12 protein-coding genes are annotated in these 13,917 nt (G+C 71.1%); 4 read left to right on the top strand and 8 right to left on the bottom strand.

Features of this window, described 5'->3' with window-relative positions:
* Positions 1–46: 46 nt before the first annotated feature.
* Both M8C13_RS08205 and M8C13_RS08200 read right to left on the bottom strand, forming a co-directional pair.
* Positions 47–958: a phytoene/squalene synthase family protein gene (locus tag M8C13_RS08205; protein WP_252479888.1), complete on the bottom strand. Its 912-nt coding sequence runs from the start codon at positions 956–958 to the stop codon at positions 47–49.
* Positions 959–1,068: 110 nt separating this feature from the next.
* Positions 1,069–1,755 (bottom strand): hypothetical protein, encoded by a 687-nt coding sequence (locus M8C13_RS08200; RefSeq protein WP_252479887.1) that lies wholly within the window; start codon positions 1,753–1,755, stop codon positions 1,069–1,071.
* A gap of 86 nt (positions 1,756–1,841) precedes the next feature.
* Here M8C13_RS08200 and M8C13_RS08195 point away from each other — a divergent pair, with 86 nt between their 5' ends.
* On the top strand, positions 1,842–2,669 hold the full coding sequence (locus M8C13_RS08195; RefSeq protein WP_252479886.1) for a siderophore-interacting protein: 828 nt from the start codon (positions 1,842–1,844) through the stop codon (positions 2,667–2,669).
* A 67-nt stretch (positions 2,670–2,736) separates the two neighbouring features.
* Positions 2,737–5,151 carry a Tex family protein gene (locus M8C13_RS08190; protein ID WP_252479885.1) on the top strand — a complete coding sequence of 805 codons (2,415 nt, stop codon included), beginning with the start codon at positions 2,737–2,739 and terminating at the stop codon, positions 5,149–5,151.
* An 83-nt stretch (positions 5,152–5,234) separates the two neighbouring features.
* Here the strand turns inward: M8C13_RS08190 and M8C13_RS08185 are convergent, their stop codons facing one another.
* Positions 5,235–5,867: a GPP34 family phosphoprotein gene (locus tag M8C13_RS08185; protein ID WP_252479884.1), complete on the bottom strand. Its 633-nt coding sequence runs from the start codon at positions 5,865–5,867 to the stop codon at positions 5,235–5,237.
* A complete protein-coding gene (locus M8C13_RS08180) occupies positions 5,864–6,331 on the bottom strand; it encodes a MarR family winged helix-turn-helix transcriptional regulator (RefSeq protein WP_252479883.1) in 468 nt (155 codons plus the stop codon). The genes M8C13_RS08185 and M8C13_RS08180 overlap by 4 nt, the downstream gene beginning before the upstream one ends.
* A gap of 293 nt (positions 6,332–6,624) precedes the next feature.
* Between M8C13_RS08180 and M8C13_RS08175 the strand changes: the two genes are divergently transcribed.
* A complete protein-coding gene (locus M8C13_RS08175) occupies positions 6,625–9,777 on the top strand; it encodes an efflux RND transporter permease subunit (RefSeq protein WP_252479882.1) in 3,153 nt (1,050 codons plus the stop codon).
* A 59-nt stretch (positions 9,778–9,836) separates the two neighbouring features.
* Here M8C13_RS08175 and M8C13_RS08170 read toward each other — a convergent pair whose 3' ends face one another.
* On the bottom strand, positions 9,837–10,313 hold the full coding sequence (locus M8C13_RS08170) for a hypothetical protein (RefSeq protein ID WP_252479881.1): 477 nt from the start codon (positions 10,311–10,313) through the stop codon (positions 9,837–9,839).
* Between the two features lie 179 nt (positions 10,314–10,492).
* Between M8C13_RS08170 and M8C13_RS08165 the strand changes: the two genes are divergently transcribed.
* A complete protein-coding gene (locus M8C13_RS08165) occupies positions 10,493–11,320 on the top strand; it encodes a MerR family transcriptional regulator (RefSeq protein ID WP_252479880.1) in 828 nt (275 codons plus the stop codon).
* A 158-nt stretch (positions 11,321–11,478) separates the two neighbouring features.
* Here the strand turns inward: M8C13_RS08165 and M8C13_RS08160 are convergent, their stop codons facing one another.
* The 3 genes from M8C13_RS08160 to M8C13_RS08150 form a co-directional block, all read right to left on the bottom strand.
* Positions 11,479–12,459, bottom strand: coding sequence for a hypothetical protein (locus tag M8C13_RS08160; RefSeq protein WP_252479879.1), 981 nt, complete (start codon positions 12,457–12,459; stop codon positions 11,479–11,481).
* Between the two features lie 104 nt (positions 12,460–12,563).
* On the bottom strand, positions 12,564–13,433 hold the full coding sequence (locus M8C13_RS08155; protein WP_252479878.1) for a serine protease: 870 nt from the start codon (positions 13,431–13,433) through the stop codon (positions 12,564–12,566).
* 189 nt (positions 13,434–13,622) lie between these two features.
* A complete protein-coding gene (locus tag M8C13_RS08150) occupies positions 13,623–13,898 on the bottom strand; it encodes a DUF2277 domain-containing protein (RefSeq protein WP_252479877.1) in 276 nt (91 codons plus the stop codon).
* Between the last annotated feature and the right edge of the window lie 19 nt (positions 13,899–13,917).

The raw sequence follows: 13,917 nt of genomic DNA, 5'->3' as shown, positions 1-13,917 counted from the left end.
CCCGGACCGGCAACCCGGCGCCGGGGCGGTTCAACACAACGTGTGATCAGGCCGCCTGTGCGCGCGGCGCGGGCAGGTACTCCCGCAGCACCAGCGCGGCCTTGCGCCGGGTGCTCACCTTCGCCCTGGTGTCGAGCACCTCGTAGTCGCGGCGCTCGATCTCGTCCAGGATCCCGGAGTACAGCGCGGTGGCCAGCCGGGAGGCCTGGCGGCTGCTGGGGTGCAGGTAGTTCACCCCCGCCGCGCCCAGCGCCCACAGCTCCCGGGTGCGGGCGATCTCGAAGCGGACCAGCTCGCGCAGTGCCGGGCTGGTGGTGCGCGCGCCCAGGTCCGCGCGCGGCACGCCGAAGCGCTCCAGGTCCGCCAGCGGCAGGTAGCAGCGGCCCAGCCTGCGGTAGTCCTTGCTGATGTCGCGCAGGAAGTTGGTCAGCTGCATGGCCTTGCTGGTCGCGATGGTGTGCTCGGTGGCGGCCGGGTCCAGCGGCTCCAGGATCGGCAGGATCATCCGCGCCATGGACCCGTCCACCGCCTCCAGGTAGCGGTCCAGGTCGGCGAAGTCCTGGTACTCGGAGATGGTCAGGTCCATCCGCATGCCGCTGAGGAAGTTCTCCACATCAGCCAGCGCTATGCCCCAGGTGTGCATGGTGTGACCGAGGGCTCGGCCGATCGGGTCGCCGCCCACCCCGGAGCGCAGGTCGCTCAGCAGCCGGGAGCTCCAGGTCTCGAACTCCTCGGCCCGGTGCCGCGGATCACCGCTGTCCACGATCTGGTCGGCGTAGCGGGCCAGGCCGTAGATGGCGCACATGTGCGGTCGCTTGAGCGGCGGGAAGAGCAGGTTGGCCGCCCAGAACGACCGGCCCTCCATGGTGATCAGCAACCGGCGGCAGAACTCGTAGGACTCGCGTAGAACCTTGTTCTCGACCCCGGCCGCGTCCAGGGCCCGACTGTCCAGGTACAACGTTCGTCACCGCCTTGCGTGAGGTGGGAAACGAAGATCAGCTACCCCCGACAGTAGGACGCCCGCGCGACCCTGGGCGGGCTGCGCGGGCGATGTTCACTGGATTGTGCTCAGCCATGCGGCCGGGCGTAGCGCCCATGCCACCGCTTGGGCTGGATCTCCTGCACCGCTTGCTCGATCCGCTTCGGCAGCCGGGTGAACGGCGGGAACGGGAACCGGTACCGGGTGTGCGGCAGGCCGGGCATGGGCGGTTCCTCGTCCACCCGCCACTCATCCAGCGCCGGGTAGCGGGCCGGGAAGGCGGGGTCGGCGGGGAAGACCTCCAGGGCCTGGCGCTGTTCGGGGTGCACCAGGCTGGCGTGGTTGAACCAGGGCGCGGTGCCCACGCCGATGGCGCCGATCTCCGACCACGGGATGCGGTGCACCGCGCCGTCGCTGCGCCAGGACAGCGCGTCCCCGGTGGCGATCACGCCCCGGCCGCGCAGGGTGCCGCGGATGCTGAACACGCTCCAGATGAACAGCGCGGCGAAGAGCAGCTGCCAGACCCAGGTGAAGGTCTTGGCGTCACCGTTGGCGATCACCGCCGCGCAGGCCACCGTGGCCAGTCCGAACACCGCGCCGGCCAGCAGCAGCCAGCGGGCGCTGGCCGCGCCGAAGTCCAGGTCGTAGGCCAGCGGGGTGGCGATCTTGGGGGCCGCCATCTTCCGGGTGGCCGATCGCTTGGTCGGGTCGGTGAGCACGGGCCTCACCTGGGTGGGCGGGGCTTCTCGTTCCCACCCGCCACGTCGCCACTGCATGTCAGCGAATTCTACCGATCCGCCGGAACTGTCCCCAGTCAGGTGATCTTGGTAAGGTTAGGCTAAGCATCCTAGGTGGGGGTTCTGTGAGCACTGAGGCGCTGGACCGGTCGACGATCCGTCCGTACACCATCTTCCACGTCACGGTGCGGCGCGTGGTCCAGCTCTCGCCCAGCGTCCGGTTGATCACCTTCTGCGGGCCGGACCTGGCGGGTTTCGCCAGTGGCGGCAACGACCAGCGCTGCAAGGTCTTCTTCCCCCGCCCCGAGCGCGCCGACTTCCGGCTGCCCGCCCGCGGCGGCGACTGGTACCAGGAATACCTGGACATCGACCCGGACATCCGCCCGCCGATGCGCTCCTACACCATCCGGCGGCACGATCCCGAGCGCGCCGAGGTCGACATCGAGTTCGTGCTGCACGGCGAGACCGGCCCCGCCTCGGCCTGGGCGCTGCGCGCCGCCGAGGGCGACCGGGCGGCCATCTGCGGACCGGACGCGCGGCACTTCCCGGTGCTGGGCAACGAGTTCCACCCGCCTGCCGACACCGACTTCCGGCTGCTGGCCGGGGACGAGACCGCGCTGCCCGCGATGATGTCCATTGTGGAGGCTCTGGGGCCGGGCGAGCGCGCGGTGGTCTTCGCCGAGGTGCCCGACCCCGGCGACGCGCGCCCGCTGGACACCCTGGGTGAGGTCACCATCAGCTGGTTGCCGCGGCAACCGGGCGCGGCGGTGGGGGAGGCGCTGCTGGCCGCGGTGCGCGCCGCCGAGCTGCCGGACGGACTGCCCTACGCCTGGATCGCGGGGGAGAGCGAGCTGGTCAAACAGCTGCGCAGGCACCTGGTCCGGGACCGCGGCGTGGACAAGCGGCGGATCTACTTCTCCGGCTACTGGCGGCACGGCGGCGTGCTGGAGTGAGCCCGGCCGGGCACGTCACGGGGGGTAGTTGCGCCGCCCGAATCCGTCGTCAGGCAGGCTGTTACCCGTGACCACCTCGATTCATCAGCGGATCGCCGAGGAAATCGGTGTGCGGGAAGGGCAGGTGCGATCGGCGGTCGAGCTGCTCGACGGCGGATCCACCGTGCCGTTCATCGCCCGGTACCGCAAGGAAGCGACCGGCATGCTCGACGACGCGCAGCTGCGCACGCTCGAGGAGCGGTTGCGCTACCTGCGCGAGCTGGAGGAACGGCGCGCCGCCGTGCTCGACTCGGTGCGCAGCCAGGGCAAGCTGGACGAAGCGCTGGAAGCCCAGATCCTCGCCGCGGACTCCAAGGCCCGGCTGGAGGACATCTACCTCCCCTTCAAACCCAAGCGCCGCACCAAGGCGATGATCGCCCGCGAGGCCGGGCTGGAGCCGCTGGCCGACGGCCTGCTGGACAACCCCGAGACCGACCCGAAGGCCGCCGCCGCGGTGTTCGTCGACGCGGACAAGGGCGTGGCGGACGTGCAGGCCGCGCTGGACGGCGCGCGCGCCATCCTGGTCGAGCGCTTCGGCGAGGACGCCGACCTGATCGGCTCGCTGCGTGAGGACATGTGGTCCCGCGGCAGGCTGGTGGCCAAGGTCCGCGAGGGCAAGGAGACCGACGGCGCCAAGTTCGCCGACTACTTCGACTTCGCCGAGCCGTTCACCAAGCTGCCCTCGCACCGCATCCTGGCCATGTTCCGCGGCGAGAAGGAGGAGGTCCTCGACCTCACCCTGCAACCGGAGGAGCTGGCCGAGGACGCCCCGGCCGGGCCGAGCCGGTTCGAGATCGCCATCGCGGCCAAGTTCGGCGTGGAGGACAAGGGCAGGGCCGCGGACAAGTGGCTCACCGACACCGTGCGCTGGGCCTGGCGCACCAAGATCCTGGTGCACCTGGGCATCGACCTGCGGATGCGGCTGCGCCAGGCCGCCGAGGACGAGGCCGTGCGGGTGTTCGCGGCCAACCTGCGCGACCTGCTGCTGGCCGCACCGGCGGGCACCCGCGCCACCATGGGCCTGGACCCCGGTTTCCGCACCGGGGTGAAGGTCGCGGTGGTCGACGCCACCGGCAAGGTGGTCGAGCACGCCACCATCTACCCGCACGTGCCGCAGCAGCGCTGGGACGAGTCGCTGGCGGTGCTGGCCAGGCTGGCGGACAAGCACAAGGTCGAGCTGATCGCCATCGGCAACGGCACCGCCTCCCGCGAGACCGACAAGCTGGCAGGCGACCTGATCAAGCAGTTCCCGCAGCTCAAGCTGACCAAGACCACGGTCTCGGAAGCGGGCGCCTCGGTCTACTCCGCCTCGGCCTACGCCTCCGCCGAGCTGCCCGAGCTGGACGTCTCCATCCGCGGCGCGGTCTCCATCGCCCGCCGCCTGCAGGACCCGCTGGCCGAGCTGGTCAAGATCGACCCGAAGTCCATCGGCGTCGGCCAGTACCAGCACGACCTGTCCGAGGTGAAGCTGTCCCGCTCGCTGGACGCGGTGGTCGAGGACTGTGTGAACGCCGTCGGCGTCGACGTCAACACCGCCTCCGCCCCGCTGCTGACCAGGGTCTCCGGCATCGGCGAGGGCCTGGCCGAGAACATCGTGCTGCACCGCGACGACAACGGCCCGTTCCGCTCCCGCAGCGAGCTGAAGAAGGTGGCCCGCCTGGGCCCCAAGGCCTTCGAGCAGTGCGCGGGCTTCCTGCGCATCCCCGACGGCGACGACCCGCTGGACTCCTCCAGCGTGCACCCGGAGTCCTACCCGGTGGTGCGCCGCATCGCGGGCGCGGCCAAGCTGGAGCTCAAGGAGCTCATCGGCAACACCAGGGTGCTGACCTCCTTGCGGCCCCAGGACTTCGTCGACGACACGGTCGGCCTGCCCACCGTCACCGACATCCTCAAGGAGCTGGACAAGCCCGGCCGCGACCCCCGCCCCGCCTTCCAGACCGCGGTCTTCAAGGAAGGCGTGGAGAAGATCGCCGACCTCCAGCCCGGCATGATCCTGGAAGGCCAGGTCACCAACGTCGCGGCCTTCGGCGCCTTCGTCGACATCGGCGTGCACCAGGACGGCCTGGTGCACGTCTCGGCCATGTCCCGCACCTTCGTCAAGGACCCCCGCGACGTGGTCAAGTCCGGCGATATCGTCCGGGTGAAGGTCCTGGAGGTCGACCCGGCCCGCAAGCGCATCTCGCTGACGCTGCGGCTGGAGGACGAGCCGGAGAAGAGCGGCGGCAACCCGCGCGAGTCCCGGGGCGGCGGCGGTCGTCCGCAGGGCGGCGGCAACCGCGGCGGCGGTGGCGGTCAGCGCGGCGGTGGCGGTGGCGGTGGCCAGCGCGGCGGTTCCGGTGGCGGCCAGCGTCGTGACGGCGGCGGCTCGGGCGGCGGCAGCATGGGCGGGGCCATGGCCGACGCGCTGCGCCGGGCAGGACTGGACAAGAAGCTCGGCCGCTGACCCAGCGAACCAAAACGGCCGGCACGCGCCAGGGGAGACCCTGATCGCGTGCCGGCCGTTCTTGTACCAGGTCTTGGCCGGGGTCAGCCGCCCCCGCCGTGGACCGCGGCGGAGTGCGCGGCTTTCAGGCCGTCGATCACCTTGCGCAGCGCCGGTCCCGCCGGGCCGATGGCCGCCAGCAGCTCCTTGATGTGCGCCTTGTGCTGCCGCCGCTCGCGCGCGGTGAGCACCATCCGCAGCTCCCCGGTCGCCGCCAGCGCGGCCAGCGCCGTCTCCTCCGCCGCCCCCGCGCGCTGCTCGATGACCACGCCGCGCACCCGCTCGCGCAGCCGCTCCCGCGCCACCGCGTCGTGCACCGTCACCTCGTCGACCGGGAACAGGCCCAGCGCCCGCCGCTGCCGGACCGAGATCACGCCGGTGCGGGCCAGGCCCGCCTGCACCTGCTTGAGCATCGGGCGGTGGTTGCGGGACACCCAGGCCCGCCACTTGCGCGGCTTGTCCCGGCTGATCTCGGCGAGCACCTCGTCCAGCAGTTGGTCGCCGGTCGGCTTCACCGAGCCGGTGGCCGGGCGGTCGTCGGCGTCGGTGAGCCTGCCGCGCAGCACCAGGTCGGTCAGGGCGGCGGCGCGCAGCACCCGGCCGAGCTTGTCCCGTTCGGGCACCCGGCGTCGCTCCGGGTCGCAGGCCAGCAGGTAGAGCTGTTCGGGCAGGTTCACGGTGTGGTCCCCTTCTCCTCGCGGGCCAGCTCCACCAGGCGGCGGATGACCCGGTCCAGGGCCATCAGGTCCTCGGCGTCGAGCCGGTCCAGTAAGCCGCGGAAGTGCGTGGAACCCGCATCATCCAACCGCGCGATCAGCTCGTGTCCCTCTTTCGTGGGTTCGATGCGCCGGATACGCCGGTCGTTGGGATCCTCACGACGTTGGACGTAGCCGTGTGCCACCAGACGGTCCACCAGCCCGGTCACGGTGGCGGGGCTGACCTTCAGCTCATGGGTCAGTTCCTGGCTGGAACGGGGGCCCTGGATGGACACCACCAGTAACAGCCGCAGCTGCTGCATGGTCAGGTTGATCGAGAACAGTGGGTTGCCGTGGTCGGAGGCCGCCAGCGCGCGCAACTGCCGCTGGGCGGCCATCAGGGAGTCGATCAGCTGCGACCGCTCCGCAGGCAACTCCTCCGGCAACTCTGCTCCTCGGCCTCGGCATGCAACGTTCTTAATGCGGGTACCGGACCTTAGGTCATGTTCGGCGGATCTCGCACGCGACCGCCGGGCCCAGGCCGTCCCTGGCGGCGGCGCCGAGACGACCAAGTACGCCCAGTACGAGGTTGTCTCGGCGCCACCACCAGGAACGACCTGGACTCCGGCGCTCACGCACGAGATCCGCCGAACATGACCTAGCAGCCCCACACCACATAGACCCTTCGGGTGAGGCAGACTATTAGCACCAGGCTGAATACCCAACTCAGGAGACGAGCATGACTTCGCTGGCCAGGCTGAGCCTCGCCAACCGGGCGCTGATCGCGCTGATCGCGATAGTCGCGGCGGCATTCGGTGCGTTCGCCATCCCGTCTCTGAAACAGGAGCTGCTGCCCTCGCTGGAGTTCCCGGCGGCGACCGTGGTGGCCAGCTACCCCGGTTCCTCGCCGGAGCTGGTCGAGGACCAGGTGAGCATCCCGGTCGAGAACGCGGTGCGCGCGATCAACGGGGTGGACAAGGTCACCTCCACCTCGCGCGAGGGCTCCTCGACGGTGCAGGTGCAGTTCCAGTACGGCACCGTGGTCAGCGACGCGGTCAACGACATCCAGCAGGCGCTGAACCGGATCGGCAAGCAGCTGCCGCAGGACGTCGAGCCGGAGGTGATCGTCGGCTCCACCGACAGCCTGCCCGCGGTGGTGCTGGCCGCCTCGGCCGACGGCGAGCTGCGGGACCTGGCGCAGAAGCTGGACCGCAGCGTGGTGCCTGAGTTGCAGCGACTGCCGGGGGTGCGCGAGGCCACGATCACCGGCGCGCCCAAGCAGATCGTCACCATCACCCCGGACACCGCCAAGCTGCTGGCCGCCGGACTCGCCCCCACCTCGGTGGCGGAAGCCTTGCGCGCCAACGGGATCTCCATCCCGGCCGGGTCGATCACTGAGGGCGAGAAGTCGCTGTCGGTCCAGGTCGGACAGCAGCTCGGCTCGCTCAAGGACCTGCAGAACCTCTACCTCACCCCGAGCGCGGGCGGTGCGGGTGGCGCGGGCGGTGGTGGCGCGGCCAACCGCGCGCCGAAGCCGGTCAAGCTCGGCGAGGTGGCCGCGGTGAAGGAGACCCAGGCCCCGGCCAGCTCGCTGACCCGCACCAACGGCAAGGAAAGCCTGGGCATCTCGGTCACCCTGTCCCCGGACGGCAACGCCGTGGACGTCTCGCACGCGGTGCGGGACAAGCTGGGCAGCCTGGCCGAGTCGGTGGGCGGCAACGCCAAGCTGGACGTGGTCTTCGACCAGGCGCCGTTCGTGGAGAAGTCGGTGGAGGGCCTGACCACCGAAGGCGCGCTCGGCCTCGGCTTCGCGGTCATCATCATCCTGATCTTCCTGTTGTCCATCCGCTCCACCGTGGTCACCGCGGTCTCCATCCCGCTGTCCCTGGTGATCGCGCTGATCGTGCTGTGGACCGGCGACCTGTCGCTGAACATGCTCACCCTGGGCGCGCTCACCATCGCGGTCGGCCGGGTGGTGGACGACTCGATCGTGGTGCTGGAGAACATCAAACGACATCTGGGCTACGGCGAGGAGAAACGCGAGGCGGTGCTCGACGGCGTGCGCGAGGTGGCAGGCGCGGTCACCTCCTCCACGCTGACCACGGTCGCGGTGTTCCTGCCGATCGCCTTCACCAGCGGCATGGTCGGCGAGCTGTTCGCCCCGTTCGCGCTCACCGTCACGGTGGCCCTGCTGGCCTCGCTGCTGGTCGCGCTGACCATCATCCCGGTGCTGGCCTACTGGTTCCTCAAGCCCAGCGTGCTGCCCGAGGACGAGGAAGAGGCCCGCGAGGTGCTGCGGGCGCAGGTGGAGAAGGAACGCCGCGGCTTCATGCAGCGGATGTACGTGCCGATCCTGCGCTGGGTCACCAAACGCCGCTGGCTCACCGTGATCGCCGCGGTGCTGGTCTTCGGCGGCACCCTGGCCCTGGTCCCGCAGCTGCAGACCAACTTCCTGGACTCCTCCGGCCAGAACACCATCGCCCTGCAACAGAAACTGCCCATCGGCAGCAGCCTGCAGGCCACCGACGCCGCGGCCAAGAAGGTCGAGGAGGTGCTCAAGGACACCCCCGAGGTCAAGACCTACCAGGTCAACGTCGGCTCAGCTGGCGGGTTCGCGGCCTTCGGCGGCGGCGGGGGCAGCAACTCCGCGACCTACTCGGTGACGCTCAAGGACGATGTGGACACTCCCGCGGTGGAGCAGAAGCTGCGCGAGCGCACCAACGAGCTCAGCGGCGCCGGTGACATCACCGTCGGCGCGGGCGGTGGTGGCGGCGGCCTCGGCTCGACCAGCCTCGAGGTCAACGTGCAGGCCTCCGACCCCGGCGCGCTGCGCACCGCGGCCGACCAGGTCACCGACACCGTGCGGAGCATCAGCGGGGTCACCGACGTGGCCAGCGACCTCGGCGACAGCGCCCCTCGGGTGCAGGTCACCCTGGACCGGGAGGCCGCGGGCAAGGCCGGGCTCAGCGACCAGTCGGTGGGCCAGCTGCTCGGGCAGGCCTTCCGGGGCGCCACGGTCGGCCAGATCTCGGTGGACGGCAAGCGCCAGGACGTGCAGCTCACCGGCGGCGCCGCACCGGAGAACCTGAACCAGATCAAGGCCTACCAGCTGCTCACCGCGGCAGGCCCGGTCCGGCTGGACTCGGTGGCCGAGGTCAAGCAGGTGGACGCCCCGGTGCAGATCAAGCGCATCAACGGTTCCCGCAGCGCCACGGTGAAGGCCACCCCGGTCGGCCAGAACCTGGGCGAGGTGACCACCCAGCTGCGCCAGAAGCTGGACGCGCTCAAGCTGCCGGGCGGCGCGAGCTACACCATCGGCGGCGTCAGCGCGGAGCAGCAGAAGGCGTTCTCGGACCTGGGGCTGGCCCTGCTGGTCGCGATCGCCATCGTGTTCGTGATCATGGTGGCCACCTTCCAGAGCCTGGTCCAGCCGCTGATCCTGCTGGTCTCCATCCCGTTCGCGGCCACCGGCGCGATCGGCTTGCTGCTCATCACCGGCAAGGCCCTCGGCGTGCCGGCGCTGATCGGCATGCTGATGCTGGTCGGCATCGTGGTGACCAACGCGATCGTGCTGATCGACCTGATGAACCAGTACCGCAGGGACGGCCTGAGCGTGCAAGAAGCGGTCATCGAGGGCGGGCGGCACCGCCTGCGCCCCATCGTGATGACCGCGGCCGCCACGATCTTCGCGCTGATCCCGATGGCGCTGGGCCTCACCGGCGGCGGCGGGTTCATCTCCCAGCCGCTGGCCATCGTGGTGATCGGCGGCCTGGTCTCCTCCACGGTGCTGACCCTGCTGCTGGTGCCGACGCTCTACACCATGGTGGAGAACGTCAAGCAGCGCAGGCAGGACCGGCGGGCCACGGACGAGAAGTTCGCGCACATGAGCTGAACGCGAACATGACAGCGGCCGGTTCTCCCTGGGGGAACCGGCCGCTGTCACGTGGACGGCTAGCGGGTGCCACCGACGATCTTGGCCACCTCGTCCATGAGCTTGGTGAGCACCTCGTCGACCTCCTTCTCGTGTTCCTTGTGGAAGGTCAGCAACTTCGGCGCGAACTCGCAGAACTTCAGCACCAGCTCCCGGAAGTCCTTCGTGCCGATCAGCCCGGTCGCGCCCTCGGCGGTGATGTCCTCGCAGATGTCCGCGCTGAGGACCGCGGCCAGCCCGAGCTGGGCCACGGCCAGCTCCTCCGGCGCGCCCTCGATCTCCTGGAGCTCGGTGAGCGCCTTGTCCGCCGCTTCGCCCAGTTTGGTGACCAGTTCCGGCTTCTCCTCCTCGCACAGGTGCGCGGCGGCATCGGCCAGCCGCAACACCGCGGTGACCGGATCGACCTCCGCCGGCGGGGGCGCCGCGGCGGCGGTGCCGGTGAGCCCGCCCATGAGCACCGCGACGACCAGCGTGAGCTTCTTGACCTGCGAGAACATTGGGTTCCCTCGCTTTCCCCGACTGCCTTCGACGCTAGGAGCGCCAGGTGGGGCGGGCAGCGCGAGCAACGGTGGCTCACCCGTTCCGGCGGTCGCGCGGTCTAGAGAACTTTGCTTGCACCTGCCGTGGCGGCATGTGCTGTCCTTGCGGCACCACAGCACGAAAGGTCCCGTGTGCGATGTACCCCTCCGTCACCACGCCCCGTCAGGTCAAGATCGGTGATGCCGCCGCCTTCGCCGGCACGACCCCGCGCGCCATCCGCCACTACCACCAGATCGGTCTGCTTCCGGAGCCTGAGCGCGGCGCGGACGGCCGCCGCCGCTACGGCTACGAGGACATGATCCGCCTGCTGTGGATCCGCAAGATGGCCGAGGCCGGCATCAAGCTCGACGACATGCGGGCCGCGTTCGACGAGACCCGGGACATCGGCGAAAACCTGGGCCGCCTGGAGGAAACCCTGGCCGCCCAGGAGGACGGCATCAGACGTCAGCGCCTGGCCGTCCAGCGCCTGCGGGCCGTGGGCAGCCCACTGGGACTGCTCTCGGACCTGGTGACCGACCGGCTCAGCCACCTGCCCCCTGGCGCGCTGCGCCCCGCCGACCTGGACGCCCTGCTGGTCACGGAACGGATCTTCGGCCCGCTGGCCGCCGCCATCCAGGCCAGCGCGTTCATCGTGCTGGCCACCCACCCCGGCCTGCGAGCCGAGGAAGACCGCCTGGACGCGGCCGAGGCCGCCCTCGATGACGGCGTCGATCCCGACGACCCGCGCGTCGAAGAACTCGCCACCCAGCGCTACCGCCACCTCAAGGCCCTGGGGCAGGCCATCGAGGCCGCCGGGCTGGACACGGCCGAGGAGAAGCTCTTCGAGCTCCACGGCGACCTGGACGAGGAGCAGGACGCGCGGATGAGCGCCTTCGAAGCGATCACCAAGATGCCGTACGACTTCTCGCCCGCTCGGCTGCGCTGCGTCGAGCGCGCGGGACAACTCCTCGGTCAGGGCCTCTAGGGCGTGTCTTCACAGTCCCGCCCGCGATAGCCGCGCCGGTTCGGCCGCTGGCGGCGCGGCCGGAACGCCCGAATACGCCCGGTATGAGGCCGTCCCGGCCGCACCGCCAGCGACCGAACCGATCACGACTCTCACAGACGGGACTGTGCGGACACGACCTAGCCGCAGCGCCAGCGCACCGAGCGCAGCGGCCCGCCGCCCCGGCCGAACACCACGCCGTCGTCGCCGACGTGGTTCACCCTGGCCGTGGTCATGCCCGGCAGCAGCGGCAGCAGCGTCACGAAGGACTCGGCGCGCCACACCGCGGGAGGGCCGTCGGGCCGGTCGGCCTGCCCGCCGACCAGCTGCGTGTGGTTGATCGACTCGGCCCAGGTGGAGCGCGGCAAATAGGTCACGTTGCCGTGCTCGCTGTCCCACTGCCACCCGGCGGGTTCGAGGCTGCTGAGGTCCACGCCCACGGCCATCCCGCCGCTGATGGCACGCGGGGAAAGCCTGGTGCGCAAGCCGTTCCGGCTGATGTCGCCGTCCCGCCAGACCAGCGCGGCCAGCTCCGCGGTGTTGGTGGTGTTGAGCAGCACCGCGCCCTGGTCGTCCAGGTCGACCGCGCGCACGCCCGAGGTGCCGGGCGCGTCCACGACCACGGTGCCGGTCGAGCGCCAGAGCAGGCCGACGGAGCGGTTGTCCGCGGTGCGGGTGGCCGAGGCGAGCACCTCGCCGCGGTTGTTGATCGCCAGCGCGGTCACCGAGGTGAACCCGGCTGGCACGGCCAAGCTGTGGTAGGTCCCGGCCTTGGTCTGGGTGAACAGCACCCCGGTCTCGCCCTGCAACAGCACGGTGCCCGCGGCGTTCTCGTCCACGACCAGTCGCAGCGCGGTCGCCGCCGGTGGCTGCGCGACCGGGTTTCCGTTGACCCAGCGGTAGAACACGGCCTCGGCCGAGCCCGCCTTGTAGTGCCCGGAGTAGTTGCCGCTGCCGTCGGAGCCGGTGACCGCGAAGTCGGCCGGGTCGAGCCCGGCCGGAGTCGGCACCGCGCTCGCCCGCCAGGTGCAGGCGGGCGCGGCGGTGGCAGCCGGGGCGAGGAGTCCGGTGGCGAGTACGGCGGCGAGCAGGGCAAGGCGGAGCGAAGTGGTGGCACGCATTGCTGAACCCCCTCAGGTTCCCCAGTGAGCCACCCATTCTGCGCGCCCCGCCCCGGCCCTGACCACCGTTCTCAGTCGGACAGCGCGGTTCGCGGTCGGACAGCTCAGAGCTGCCCGGCGCGGGTCAGCAGCTCGCGGTCGGCCGGTGCGAGCAGCGTGCCCACCAGGTCCTTGGTGTAGACCTCGCCGGTGGTCTCGTCCAGGTCGACGGTGCCCTTGCTGGTCACCGAGTAGACGGTGCCCTCGCCGGTGGCCGGGTTGAAGCCGGTGAACCACGGGCCGCCGCTGGAGCCACCGGCCATGTCGCAGAGCGTCTCCCACTGCGAGCCGCGCTTGGCCGGGAGCTCGCAGCGGAACAGCTTCTGGCCCAGGCCCGCCTTTGATCCCGGGTAGCCCAGGATGGTGGTCTCCAGCGAGGCAGGCGGGTCGAAGCTCAGCCGCTGGGTGCCCGCCCGGTCGCCGACGTGCTGACCGTCCACCGGATCCAGCACCACCATGGCCACATCCGGCGAGGACTGCTTGGTGTAGGAGCTCTGCAACAGGAAGGCCCGCGCCGGGTACACCCCCAGCGGCGTCTGACCCTGGTCGTAGCCCGGCGCGAACACCAGGTTGCGCACCGCGATCGGCTCCTCCCAACGGGTGTAGCCCGGCCACACGCAGTGCGCCGCGGTCACCACCACGTCCTTGGCTACCGCGGTGGCCGTGCACCAGGTCTCCGGCCCCGGCTGCTGGGTGGTGAACAACCTGCCCACGCCCCTGGCCGCCCCGGTGTGCGGCGTGGCCACCCGCTCGGCCCGGTCCCCTGAGTCCCGGCCGACCTCGCGCATCCGCTCCGGCGTCCAGTGCGCGAGCGCGGCCGCCCGGTCCGGCCGGCTGACCTGGGTGATCAGGACGGTGTCGGCGGCCGGGGCCACCGGTGCCGCGGTGGCCAGGGCGGTGGTCGCGGCGAGGGCGAGGCTGGTGAGAGTTGCCATGATCAGGAGACGCCCCGGGCCGCGGTCACGTTGCGCGAGGCCGTCGAAGACGACGGTGCGCGGGGGCCGCGACCCCCGCGGTGCCGGCCAGCAGGACGTCGACAGCTGGCGCCCCGTTGCGCGGCCTCGCCGTCCCCGTCGACCCCGGCGAGCCGTTCGCGCTGCCAGCATCTTCGTGCTCGGGACGCCCTAGCCCTTGGCTTTCGCGGCCAAACGGGCCTGGACCTCCGGCCGACGCAGCGGCGGCACGGTGGGCGGCGGCACCTTGCGGTCCGGCAGCTCGGCCAGCAGCCGGGTGGTGGTCTCCGCGACCTCGGCGACCGCGCGCTCGAAGGCCTCGCGGGTGGCATCGGAGAGCGACTGCACGCCACTGATCTTGCGGATGTACTGGCGGGCGGCGGCCTCGATCTCCTCCGGGGTCGCGGAGGGTTCCAGGCCCCGGAGCGTGGTGATGTTGCGGCACATGCGAACCACAGTACGACCG

The sequence above is a fragment of the Crossiella sp. SN42 genome (genome assembly GCF_023897065.1).
Classification (GTDB): Bacteria; Actinomycetota; Actinomycetes; order Mycobacteriales; family Pseudonocardiaceae; genus Crossiella.
Note: the sequence above shows the minus strand (reverse complement) of the source record. Positions and strands in the feature narration are given on the sequence as shown.

Excerpts from the sequence above, each read along its gene's own strand:
- M8C13_RS08200 (WP_252479887.1), bottom strand. The coding sequence starts at position 1,755 with ATGCAGTGGCGACGTGGCGGGTGGGAACGAGAAGCCCCGCCCACCCAG.
- M8C13_RS08175 (WP_252479882.1), top strand. The coding sequence starts at position 6,625 with ATGACTTCGCTGGCCAGGCTGAGCCTCGCCAACCGGGCGCTGATCGCG.
- M8C13_RS08170 (WP_252479881.1), bottom strand. The coding sequence starts at position 10,313 with ATGTTCTCGCAGGTCAAGAAGCTCACGCTGGTCGTCGCGGTGCTCATG.
- M8C13_RS08165 (WP_252479880.1), top strand. The coding sequence starts at position 10,493 with ATGTACCCCTCCGTCACCACGCCCCGTCAGGTCAAGATCGGTGATGCC.
- M8C13_RS08160 (WP_252479879.1), bottom strand. The coding sequence starts at position 12,459 with ATGCGTGCCACCACTTCGCTCCGCCTTGCCCTGCTCGCCGCCGTACTC.
- M8C13_RS08155 (WP_252479878.1), bottom strand. The coding sequence starts at position 13,433 with ATGGCAACTCTCACCAGCCTCGCCCTCGCCGCGACCACCGCCCTGGCC.
- M8C13_RS08150 (WP_252479877.1), bottom strand. The coding sequence starts at position 13,898 with ATGTGCCGCAACATCACCACGCTCCGGGGCCTGGAACCCTCCGCGACC.